The following is a 10,788-nucleotide window of genomic DNA, read 5'->3' on the forward strand; positions in this document are numbered from 1 at the left end:
CGTTGCTTCGGCGATGCATGTGCACTTGGTCTTCGTGACGAAGTACCGGCGCGGGCTGTTCAACGACGAGATGCTGACACGCTGCGAAGAGATCAGGCGCAAGGTCTGCGAGGACTTCGAAGCGGAGCTGAAGGAGTTCAACGGCGAACGCGATCACGTCCACCTCCTGGTGCACTACCCGCCCAAGGTCGCCGTCTCCAAGCTGGTCAACAGCCTCAAGGGCGTCTCCGCCCGCCGGATACGGCAGGAGTTCACCAGCCGGATCAACCGCACCATCATGCACGGGCACCTGCGGTCGCCCTCGTATTTCTGCGCATCGTGCGGAGGAGCACCGATGGCGATCGTGCGCCAGTACATCGAGCAGCAAAAACGTCCGCTCTAACGTGCACGTCAGAGCAGTCTTGAGATGCATTCATCCCCAGCGTGAACGCCGGGGCTTTCTGCAAGAGTCCCGGTAACCGGCGCGGTGCGCCCTGGCCCGCCCCAGCGTCCCCTGCGCGGTCTCCCGGGGATCGCCTCGGACGCGGCGGCCTGCGCCATCCGGCTCGGCGATCCCGAGGGTGCGGCGGCCCTGCTGGAACAGGGGCGCGGCATTCTGCTGGCCCAGGCGCTGGACGCGCGCACCGACATCTCCGACCTGGCCCGGCGCCATCCGGAGCGGGCCGCGCGCCTGACCGCGCTGATGGCGGAGCGATCCGCGGAACCGTCCGGCCTTCCGACGGAAACCCCCGCCTCGCCGGTACCAGCCCTCGGCACCGGTCGCCCGGCCGAACGGCGGCAGGCCGCCGGGCTGGAGCTGGAAAGGCTCCTCGACGAGATCCGCCGGGACCCGCAGGACGCCGGATTCCTCCGCCCGCCCGAGCCGGCCGAGCTGCGCGCGGCGGCCCAGGACGGGCCGGTCGTCCTGGCCAATGTCAGCCAGTACGGATCCCACGCCCGGCATCCCGCCGCCGCGCCTGTGGTGGTCGGCGACAGGACCGCTCGGCATGCTGCCGCTGCACGCGGCCACCCGGCCCGCCCCGGCCCCCGGCTCGCCGTCCTGGACCTGGTCACGTCCTCGTACACACCCACCCTCCGGGCGCTGACCCACGCGCGCCGCAGGGCGGCCGGGACGGCGAGCGGGCCCGCCCTGGCCGTCTGCATGGCACGGACGCCCGGCCATCGCGACCTGCCCGGCTCCGCCGACGAACTGCGGCTGCTGGGCGAGGTGTTCAAGGATGCGCTGACCGCACTGTCCGGCGCCGACGCCCGCCGGACGGACATCCTGTCCGAGCTGCCGGGGCACGCCTTCGCACACTTCGCCTGCCACGCCGTGGCGGATCCCGCGGCGCCGTCCGCCGGCCGGCTGCTGGTGCACGACCACCGGCACCGGCCGCTCACCGTCACCGACGTGATCGCACTGGACCTGCCCCGGGCCGAACTGGCCTTCCTGTCCGCCTGCGAAACGGCCCGCACCGGTCCGGCGCTCGTCGACGAGTCGATCCACCTCGGCTCGGCGTTCCAGATCGCGGGCTTCCGCCAAGTGGTCGCCACCCTCTGGCCGGTGAGCGACCGCCGTGCGGTCCACCTCGCCCGCACGGTGTACGAGGCCGTCGCCCGGGCCGGTACCACGGCGGTGGTGCCGACGGCCCTGCACGAGACCGTACGACGCTGGCGCGACACCTGGCCCGACCACCCCTCGGTGTGGGCGGTGCATGTGCATTCGGGGGCCTGACCCGCTCCTCCGCCGTCCCGTCTGCCGTACCAGGGGCCGGATGCCGGCCGGGTCCACGGGGCGGGGTCCTCGCCTCGCACCCCGGTGGCGCTGTCAGCGTCCCGTCAAAGACGCCCGGGTCCTCGTCAGCGTCCCGTCAGGGCCGGTCCGGTGGCGGGGGGTCACGGGCATAACGTCGGAAGCGAACCCCGGCCGGCCTCCCCGCGGCCGGGGAACCCACAGGTCCGATCCCCCACTCCCCGCCCTTCGGGAGGCATCCCATGGCACAACTCCTCCACGGCGAGGACCCCGAGCCCGCCGATCGGTTCCCGGCCGGACCCCTGTACGTACCGGTCCGGCCGGGACGCTCCGGGTGCTCGGCCCGGCTCTTCCGCACCCCGCTCGGCGACCGTACGGCCGTCGGCTTCACCTCCGAGCGCAAGCTGACCGCCACCCTCGGCCCCGGCCAGGCATGGATCCGGCTCGCCGAGTCCGCGCTGCGCGCGCTGACCGCGCCGCTCGGCGTCACCGCCGTCACGGTCGACCCGCAGTTCACCGCCCCGGCGCCCGCACGGATCACGCCCCCCGCCCTGGTCGCACCGGCGTTTGCCGTCCCACCGGCCGGGCCGGTCACGCACGAGATGTCCGCGCTGCGGAACGCCTGAGAGGGGCAGCCACCATGAGCACGGTTCACGAACCCACCACCACGGCAGGCGCCGTCACCGCCGCGGTCGGCCTGTCGGTGTGGCCCGCCTCCACCCGCGAACGCCCGCACGGCGACCTCGCCGTGGGCGGCGTACCGCTCGCCGAGCTCGCCGACCGCTTCGGCACACCCGTCTACGTCCTGGACGAGGCCGAGGTCCGCGACCGCTGCCGCACCTACCGCGACGCCTTCCCCGACGCCGAAGTCCTGTACGCGGCCAAGGCGTTCCTGTGCCGCGCGATGGCCCACTGGATGGACGAGGAGGGCCTCGGCCTCGACGTCTGCTCCGCCGGCGAACTCGAACTGGCCGTCATCGCGGGCTTCCCGCCCGAACGGATCGTGCTGCACGGCAACGCCAAGTCCCCACGCGACCTGGAGACCGCCCTGCGCCTCGGCGTCGGCCGCATCGTCATCGACAGCCCCTCCGAGATCGCCCGGCTGGCCGCCGCCGTCGGCCCGCACGGCCACCAGAAGGTGATGGTCCGGGTGGTGCCCGGCATCAGCGCGGGCGGCCACGAGAAGATCCGCACCGGCACCGACGACCAGAAGTTCGGCCTGTCCATCTCCGACGGCTACGCGGCGCACGCCATCGCGCGCATCCTCGGCCAGCCCCAGCTCGAACTCACCGGCCTGCACTGCCACCTGGGCTCGCAGATCACCGGGGTCAAGCCGTACCTGGGCGCCGTGCGCCGCATGGTGGGCCTGATGAGCCGGCTGCACGAGCAGCACGGCCTGGTCCTGCCCGAACTCGACCTCGGCGGCGGCCACGGCATCGCCTACCGCCCCGGCGAGCAGGCCCTGGACCTCACCATGCTGGCCGGCCGGGTACGCGCCGAACTCAGGGAAGCCTGCGCGACGGCAGGACTGCCCGTCCCCCGCCTGATCATCGAACCCGGACGGGCCATCGCCGGACCGGCGGGCATCGCCCTCTACCGCGTCCTGTCCGTCAAACACACCGGCGAGCAGGTCTTCGTCGCCGTCGACGGCGGGATGAGCGACAACCCGCGTCCCGCCCTGTACGGCGTCCGCTACGCCCCCCGGCTGATCGGCCGGCGCAGCACCGCCGCCCCGGCCCGGGTGACCGTGGTGGGCCGGCACTGCGAAGCCGGCGACGTCCTCGCCGCCGACGCGGACCTGCCCGCCGACGTACGCCCCGGCGACCTGCTCGCCGTCCCCGTGGCCGGCGCGTACCACCTCTCCATGGCCTCCGGCTACAACCTGGTCGGCCGCCCGCCCGTGGTCGCCGTGCGCGACGGACGGGCCCGCCTCCTCGTACGCCGGGAGTCCCTGGAGGACGTCCGCCGCCGCGACGTGGGCCTGTGACGGCCGCCCGATCTCCCGGGCGGGCAGGTCTCCCTCCCTCGCCGACCGGCCCGCCCGGGGTCCGCTCCTCTCGACGGTCCAGCGGGCCTGCGGGAGGCGCCCGGCACGGGCGAGGGCATCGACGTACAGCAACGTGCACGGGCTGAACGTCCCCTCGGAGCCGCGCAGTCCGTCCGGTGACCGTGCTCGGCGACGGGCGGACAACGGTCCGTGCCGGTCTCCTCGTCACGCCGTCCCGGCCGCCACCCGTCCGCTGCGGACGGCGTCCAGGAGCGCCTGGTGGTCCCGCTCGTTCTGGTCGGCGTAGCGCTCGGCGAAGGGCACCAGCGCACGGTCGAAGGCGTCGCCCCCGCCCAGATAGGAGGCGATCGCGATCCGGTCCCCCGACCTCGCGTGCGCGCGGGCCAGCGTGGCCCCGCACAGCTCGCCGAAGGCCCGCATCCCGGCCGGGACCATCGACTCCGGCTGCGCGGCGCCCTTCCAGTCCCGCAACTGCCGTACGTAGAAGTCGCGTCGGCGGCCGTCGATGCCGTCGGCGCGTTCCCAGCCGAGGAAGATGTCGCTGGTGGCCTGCATCAGCCGCTGACCGGAGACCACCCGCTCGCCCTCCGTGCCATGGCGGCCGGCCCCGGCGAACGGCGCCAGCACCGAAGGGGCGGCCTCCTTGGCCTGGAGGATGAGCGGATCGTCGTCGTCGCGGCCGAGCAGCAGCACGATCCAGCACCGGGTGCCCACACTGCCGACCCCGACCACCTTGCGGGCCACGTCCCCGAACCGGTACTGCTCCAGCAGGAACCGCCGGTCCGGCTGGAGACTGCGGCCGTAGTGCCCGATCAGCTCGCGCAACTGCTCCTCCAGCGCCCCGCGTTCGACATCCGGAAGGAGCTCCGTCAGCGGGGTGATCAGCGGCGGGTCCGCGGCGATCCGGGGCCTGCCGTCGACGACACGGGTGAGCTTGGCGAATGCCTGGCGGCTGTCCCGGGTACGCGCCTTCGCCACCGACTCCGCCCAGCGGGCCCGGGTCCGCGCGCTGCCCTCCGACACGAAGCGGTCCCGCACCCACTCCTCGTCGAACCGGGCGTACCAGACGGGCAGATCGCCCATCCCGGCATAGCGCCGCACCCACTCCCGGTAGGACCGGACCGTCGACCGTACGACGTCGGCCCGCTCCCGGGCGCTGAAGCCGTTCGCCCGGCCCGCGACGACGAAACTCGCCGACAGCCGCTTGACGTCCCACTCCCAGGGGCCCGGCAGGGTCTCGTCGAAGTCGTTGATGTCGAACACCAGCCGGCGCTCGGGGGAGGCCAGCAGCCCGAAGTTCAGCAGGTGCGCGTCGCCGCACAGCTGCGTCCTGAACCCCGACCGGGGCGTACCCGCCAGGTCCCCGGCCATGACGGCGGCCGCCCCCCGGAAGAAGCGGAACGGCGACTCGGTCATCCGGCCGTAGCGGATCGGGACGAGTTCGGGCACCCGGGTCGCCGACTGCGCCTCCAGGACGGCCACCGGATCCGGCCGCTGCGCGGTGCGCGCGAACTCGGCATGACTGGACCGGGGCACGGACGACCGTGCGGTTCTGCCCAGTGCGGCACGTTCCTGCGGAGTGCGGTGCCGGGTGCCCGCATCGGCCGGGTGAGGGGTGGTCATGGCACTCACTCCGAGTGTGGTCGCCGGCGCGCGCGGCGCGGGCTGGGACGGTCGGCGGGGATCGACCGCGCCGATGCCCCGGAGGTGCCTCGTGCCGACGTCCTCGGAGCGTGTACAGGACCGCCGGGAGAAAGCGGACGTCTCGGCCGGACACCACGGTAGCCCCGGGTCCCGTACCCGGCGAGCCGAGCGGAGCCGACCGGGACGGCCGCCGCACGGGCGGGCGCGGAGTTGTGGGTGGGGGAGGGGGCGGCGACGATGAGGGCATGTGCGGTTCCACGACCGGGTGCCGCGTGCGGTCCCGAGGGGGCGGCGATGCTCCTTGACCTGCTGATCCTCGGTCTGGCGATCGCTTTGAACCCGCTGCCGGTCACCGGGTTCGTGCTGGTGCTGTCGGCCCCTGCCGGGATCTGGAACGGGCTGGCCTTCGTGCTCGCCTGGCTGGCCTGCTTCGTCGGGATCATCGCCGCGGTGCTGCTCGTGACGGGCGGTCAGCCGCCGCCCCCGCGGTCCCCGCCGTCCGAGGCCGCGCTGGCCGCCAAACTCGCCATCGGCCTGGCCCTCGTGTGGTACGCGGAGCACGCCCGCCGCAGGATGGGCACCCGGCCGAAGCGTTCCGGGAGCACGTCGCGGGTCGACCGGATCAACCCGTGGAGCGCCGCCGGTCTGGCCCTGCTCCTCCAGCCGTGGGGATGCGTGGCCGCCGGTGCCGCCACGGTGGTGGCGGCCGACCTCTCCCACGCGGCCTCGTACGCGGCACTGTTCGGCTACTGCCTGCTGGCCACCTCCAGCCTGCTGACCATGGAGGTCTACGCGACCTTCGCCCCCGAGGCGGCCGCCGAGCGGCTCGGGAACCTGCGCGCATGGCTGGAGGGCCACAAGGAGCAGGCGATCGTCGCGGTCTCGCTGCTGGCGGGGCTGTGGCTGGTGGGCCGCAGCATCTACGGGCTGACCGGCTGACCGGCTGACCGGCTGACCGGCTGACCGGCTGACCGGCTGACCGGCTGAGCGGCTGAGCGGCTGAGCGGCTGACCGGCTGACCGGCTGACCGGCTGAGCCGACGCCGAGGCCGACAGGCGCCGAACGGTACGCCGTACACACGGGCCCGCCGTGTACCGCACGCGTCGTCGTACACATCGGCCCGCTGTGTGCCGCACGCGTACGCCGAGTTGCCGCCCCCCGGCCGCGCCGGGTTAATGGTGGGGCGCCCGGCCCGGGCCGTGATCCGGCGCATGCCGCCGCATCACACGGAGGTCCGCATGGACATGATCCACGTACGGGCGGTGAGCCCTTCGGACCTCACGGAACGCGCCATGACCCTGCTGCGGGCCGAGCCGGGCGTGGTGAACCTGGTGCTCCAGCCGGACAGCGTATTCGGCCCCGACGGCGACGCCATCGAGTGCGACGTCCTGACCGGCGCCGCGAACGACGTGCTGCGCGGCCTGCGCGACCTCGGACTCGTGCGGCGCGGCTCGATCGTCCTCGACCCGGTCGACACCGTGTTCTCCGACCACGCGGCGAAGGCGGGTGCCGAGGTGTTCGGCGCGCGGCTGAGCGCGCCGGTGTGGGAACAGGTGGAGGCCCACATCCGGGCCGAGGGGAGATATCCCCCGAGTTTCTACCTCTTCCTGGTGATCGCCGGGCTCATCGGCGCGGTGGGCATCTTCACCAACTCCCAGATCCTGATCGTGGGGGCCATGGTGGTCAGCCCCGAGTACGGTGCCATCACCAGCGTCGCCCTCGCGATCGACCAACGCTCGCGGCGGGGGGTCCGGCGGGGGCTGTGGGCCCTGTTCGAGGGATTCCTGCCCGTGATCGCCACGACCTTTCTCTTCGCGCTCCTGGTCCGAGGTCTCGACCTGCAGCCGAAGGCGTTCGCCCTGGGGCTGAGGCCCGTTTCCAGGCTCATCAGCTCGCCGAACTTCTTCTCGGTCGTGGTCGCGGTGCTGGCCGGGATCGCCGGCATCGTCTCGCTGGCCGAGGCCCGCACCCGGGCGCTGCTCGGCGTCTTCATCTCGGTGACCACCATTCCGGCGGCGGCCGACATCGGGGTCTCGTGCGCGTTCGCCGAATGGCGCGAAGCCCGGGGATCACTGCTGCAACTTCTGCTCAACATCGTGGTGCTGATCGTGGTCGGGACCGGCACGCTCAAATGCCAGCGCGCGATCTGGCGGCGTGTCGGCGCACGCGGGCGAACCCGCTCGGCGTGAACCGAAATGCGGCCGCATCGGTCCGGTGATGCAATGGACACCGGTTCAGGGACAACGCCGTGACCAGCCAGAGGTGACATCGTGGGCGATGAGTTTGTCGAGATGGGACCGATCGATTACGCGGTCGTGGAGTTTCCCGGAAACCACATGACCGGTGAGGGTTTCCCGCTGCTGGTCGAGCTGGTGGAGCGCGGCATCATCCGGATCCTCGATCTGATGTTCATCGGAAAGGAGGAGGACGGCACGGTGGTCGGTATGGAGATCACCGACTTCACCGGCGACGGGGCGCTGGACCTGGCCGTCTTCCAGGGGGCGTCCTCCGGACTCCTCGGCCACGACGACGTGCAGGAGGCGGGCGCCGCGCTGGAACCGGGCAACTCCGCCGGCATCATCGTCTACGAGAACCTGTGGGCCGCGCCCTTCGTCACCGCCCTGCGTCGCGGCGGTGCGCAACTGGTCGCCTCCGGACGCATCCCGGTGCCGGCCGTCCTGGAGGCCCTCGACCTGGCGGACGAGGCCGGCGAGCCGTCGCCGACGACCTAGCGCCCCCAGCGCGGTGACGGAAGACCAGGTACTCCTGGGCCTCGCGCTGATCGTCGTACTGGCGACGGGCTCCCAGGTGGTGGCGCACGTACTGCGCGTCCCCGCGCTCATCGTCCTGCTGCCGGTCGGCTTCACGGCCGGCACGCTGACGGACACCGTCAACCCCCAGGCGCTGCTGGGCGACGCCTTCTCCCCGCTGGTCTCACTCGCCGTCGCGGTGATCCTCTACGACGCCGGGCTCGGCCTCGACCTGAGCAGGCTCCGCGGCCACACGCGCCGCGTCGTGGTCCGGCTGATCTGGATCGGTGCGCTGGTCACCTGTGTCTCGGCGGCCCTGGTGGCCGCACCGCTGCTCGGCCTGTCACACGGCGCGGCGGTGATGCTCGGGGCGATCATCGTCGTGTCCGGTCCGACCGTCGTCGGCCCGCTGCTCGGTTTCGTCCGGCCGACCGAGCGGATCCAGCGCATCCTCGTCTGGGAGGGAACGCTGATCGACGCCGTGGGCGGCGTCCTGGGCGCCCTGGTCTTCCACGCCGTCATGGCGGGCGAACACCGGGGCGTCGCGAGCGGGCTCGGACAGTTCCTGATGAGCACGGCGGTCGGCGTGGCGGGAGGCGTGGCCGGAGCGGCCCTGCTGGTGACGGCGCTGCGCAGGCTCCGGCTCGGCGAGGTGCTGGGCACGACGGTGCAACTCGCCGTGGTGGTCGGCGTGGCGGCCGTCTGCGACCTGGCGCGGGACGACGCCGGACTCATCGCCGCCATCCTGATGGGCCTGGCGGTGGCGAACCTGCCCGGCCTGGACGAGGCCGTCCGCAGGCCGTTCTTCGAGACCCTCGTGAACCTGGTCATCGGTCTGCTGTTCATCTCCATCTCGGCCACCGTCACCCCGCAGTCCCTGCGCCATGTGCTGCTGCCGACCCTCGGGCTCGTGGCCGTCCTGGTCCTGGTGACCCGGCCCGTGGTGGCGGCCCTGTCCACGCTGGGGACCGACGTGCCCGCCGGGGAACGCTGCTTCCTCGCGTGGATGGCGCCGCGCGGGATCGTCGCCGCCGCCACCGCCTCGACGTTCTCGGCCGCCCTGGTCGACAAGGGGGTCGGCGGCGCGGCGCGGATCCTGCCGGCCACCTTCGTGGTGATCGTGGCCACGGTCACCCTGTACGGGCTGAGTGCGGTGCCCGTGGCGAGACGGCTGGGCGTGGTGCGCCCGGCCCGTTCGCGACCGCTGCTCGTGGGCGGCGATCCCTGGGTGGTCGACCTGGGCCGGGCCCTGCGGTCGGTGGGTCTCGACGTGGTCATGTGGGCGGCGCGCGAGGCGCAGCGCGACAGCATCAGGGCCGCCGGGATCGAACTCGCCGAGGGGGAGTTCATGGCCGCGGCCACCGGCGCCGGCGCGGAGGCCGAGGGCCTCACCGGGGTCCTGCTCCTGACCGGCGAGGACGATTTCAACGCACTGGCGGCCATGAACCTGGAGGGCAGTGTCGAGGGCACCGTCTACCGGCTCGGGGCGTCCGTGGAGAACCAGGGGATGATCGCAGCCCCCTCCCTCCAGGGGCGGGTGCTCTTCGCCCCCGAACTCACCGCGTCCGAGCTGGCCCGCCGCCATGCCGGGGGCGCCCGTGTCGTGACCCGCCGGGTCGAGGGCCCCCTGGAGGCCGGGGCCCGGCTGCTGTTCCTGGTCCGCGACGACGGCAGGCTGCTCCCGGTCACCCGCACCGGCGGCCCGAGCCCGCGGCCGGGGGACATCGCCGTACTCCTCACGGCGTGAGGGGCGGCCGTGCCGGAGTCGTCCGGGGGCCCGGCTGTGCCGGAGTCGGCCGGGGTCCGGCCTGGCTCGGATCGGACGGGGTCCGGCCGGGCTCGGATCGGCCGGGCGGGCCGAGGTGCGGGGGTATCCGCGCGGTGCTCCAATGGAATCCGGCGAGTGCGCGGGCAGCCGCGTGCCGGCCGGCAGTCAGGCAGGTCGGAGGCCCGGACGGACAGTCACGCGCCTCCTGCGAGAAGGGAACCGCCGTGCCAGGTCTCCTCCGCGGGGTAGCCCGCACAGCCGTGGTGGCCGGCACGGCCACCGCCGTGTCGAACCGTGTCTCACGCCGTCAGCAGGGCCGCTGGGCCGAGCAGGAGTACCAGCAGGCCCAGGTGCAGGCCGCTCCGCAGCCCGCCCCCCCGCCCGCGACCACGACCCCGCTCACGGACGACATGAGCAGCAAGATCGATCAGCTGAAGCAGCTCGGTGACCTCAAGGCCCAGGGCGTTCTCACCGAAGCCGAGTTCGCGGAGCAGAAGCGCAGGCTCCTCGGCTGAGCCGCCCCGCGGGCACCGGCCACGAGGACGCGGCCGGGCTCCCGACGAGGCGGCCGGCTTCCGACGAAGGGGCCGGGCTCCCGAGGGGGCGACCGGGTTCCTGACCATGCGGCCGGGCGCCCGACCACGCTCGTGCGCGACCGCGCGCGGGCGTCGTCGGGCCTACCGCTGTGGCGCGCTGTCTCAGCGGGCCGTTCCGAAGTCCTGCGTCCAGTAACTGCCGGGCTCCGCGAGACCGACGCCGATCTCCTTGAACGAGCAGTTCAGGATGTTGGCCTTGTGGCCGGGGCTGCCCATCCAGCCGGCCATGACCTGCTCGGGGCCGGCGTAACCGAAGGCGACGTTCTCGCCGTAGGCGTTCCAGATGTAGC

The 10,788-nt window shown here is 73.2% G+C and carries 11 protein-coding genes; 9 read left to right on the forward strand and 2 right to left on the reverse strand.

The window, feature by feature from the left end; genetic code table 11:
• The 4 genes from tnpA to lysA all read left to right on the forward strand — a co-directional run.
• Positions 1 to 382, forward strand: a 382-nt coding sequence (gene tnpA / locus ABT085_RS37460; RefSeq protein ID WP_502982902.1) for an IS200/IS605 family transposase, incomplete at its 5' end; no start/stop codon positions are given.
• An 84-nt stretch (positions 383 to 466) separates the two neighbouring features.
• A complete protein-coding gene (locus tag ABT085_RS37465; protein ID WP_351618663.1) occupies positions 467 to 1,714 on the forward strand; it encodes a CHAT domain-containing protein in 1,248 nt (415 codons plus the stop codon).
• A gap of 260 nt (positions 1,715 to 1,974) precedes the next feature.
• Positions 1,975 to 2,358, forward strand: coding sequence for an SAV_915 family protein (locus ABT085_RS37470; RefSeq protein ID WP_351618666.1), 384 nt, complete (start codon positions 1,975 to 1,977; stop codon positions 2,356 to 2,358).
• A 14-nt stretch (positions 2,359 to 2,372) separates the two neighbouring features.
• Complete coding sequence (gene lysA / locus ABT085_RS37475) at positions 2,373 to 3,719, forward strand: diaminopimelate decarboxylase (protein ID WP_351618668.1); 1,347 nt, start codon at positions 2,373 to 2,375, stop codon at positions 3,717 to 3,719.
• Between the two features lie 225 nt (positions 3,720 to 3,944).
• Here the strand turns inward: lysA and ABT085_RS37480 are convergent, their stop codons facing one another.
• Positions 3,945 to 5,363, reverse strand: coding sequence for a DUF2252 domain-containing protein (locus ABT085_RS37480; RefSeq protein WP_351618671.1), 1,419 nt, complete (start codon positions 5,361 to 5,363; stop codon positions 3,945 to 3,947).
• A gap of 315 nt (positions 5,364 to 5,678) precedes the next feature.
• On the opposite strand from ABT085_RS37480, the gene ABT085_RS37485 reads away from it, so the two are divergent.
• The 5 genes from ABT085_RS37485 to ABT085_RS37505 all read left to right on the forward strand — a co-directional run bounded on the left by ABT085_RS37485 (position 5,679) and on the right by ABT085_RS37505 (position 10,417).
• Entirely contained in the window at positions 5,679 to 6,323 is a 645-nt protein-coding gene (locus ABT085_RS37485) for a GAP family protein (RefSeq protein WP_351618674.1), read from the forward strand.
• A 299-nt stretch (positions 6,324 to 6,622) separates the two neighbouring features.
• Positions 6,623 to 7,573 (forward strand): DUF389 domain-containing protein, encoded by a 951-nt coding sequence (locus ABT085_RS37490; RefSeq protein ID WP_351618689.1) that lies wholly within the window; start codon positions 6,623 to 6,625, stop codon positions 7,571 to 7,573.
• Positions 7,574 to 7,675: 102 nt separating this feature from the next.
• Entirely contained in the window at positions 7,676 to 8,116 is a 441-nt protein-coding gene (locus tag ABT085_RS37495; RefSeq protein WP_351618677.1) for a DUF6325 family protein, read from the forward strand.
• A 13-nt stretch (positions 8,117 to 8,129) separates the two neighbouring features.
• On the forward strand, positions 8,130 to 9,881 hold the full coding sequence (locus ABT085_RS37500) for a cation:proton antiporter (protein WP_351618679.1): 1,752 nt from the start codon (positions 8,130 to 8,132) through the stop codon (positions 9,879 to 9,881).
• Positions 9,882 to 10,126: 245 nt separating this feature from the next.
• Positions 10,127 to 10,417 carry an SHOCT domain-containing protein gene (locus ABT085_RS37505; protein ID WP_351618682.1) on the forward strand — a complete coding sequence of 97 codons (291 nt, stop codon included), beginning with the start codon at positions 10,127 to 10,129 and terminating at the stop codon, positions 10,415 to 10,417.
• Positions 10,418 to 10,600: 183 nt separating this feature from the next.
• Here ABT085_RS37505 and ABT085_RS37510 read toward each other — a convergent pair.
• Positions 10,601 to 10,788, reverse strand: a 188-nt coding sequence (locus tag ABT085_RS37510; protein ID WP_351618685.1) for a CAP domain-containing protein, incomplete at its 5' end; no start/stop codon positions are given.

Source organism: Streptomyces sp. NPDC002265 (assembly GCF_040296125.1).
Classification (GTDB): Bacteria; Actinomycetota; Actinomycetes; order Streptomycetales; family Streptomycetaceae; genus Streptomyces.

Coding starts and splice junctions, on each gene's coding strand:
- ABT085_RS37470 (WP_351618666.1), top strand. CDS start 1,975: ATGGCACAACTCCTCCACGGCGAGGACCCCGAGCCCGCCGATCGGTTC.
- lysA (WP_351618668.1), top strand. CDS start 2,373: ATGAGCACGGTTCACGAACCCACCACCACGGCAGGCGCCGTCACCGCC.
- ABT085_RS37480 (WP_351618671.1), bottom strand. CDS start 5,363: ATGACCACCCCTCACCCGGCCGATGCGGGCACCCGGCACCGCACTCCG.
- ABT085_RS37485 (WP_351618674.1), top strand. CDS start 5,679: ATGCTCCTTGACCTGCTGATCCTCGGTCTGGCGATCGCTTTGAACCCG.
- ABT085_RS37490 (WP_351618689.1), top strand. CDS start 6,623: ATGGACATGATCCACGTACGGGCGGTGAGCCCTTCGGACCTCACGGAA.
- ABT085_RS37495 (WP_351618677.1), top strand. CDS start 7,676: ATGGGACCGATCGATTACGCGGTCGTGGAGTTTCCCGGAAACCACATG.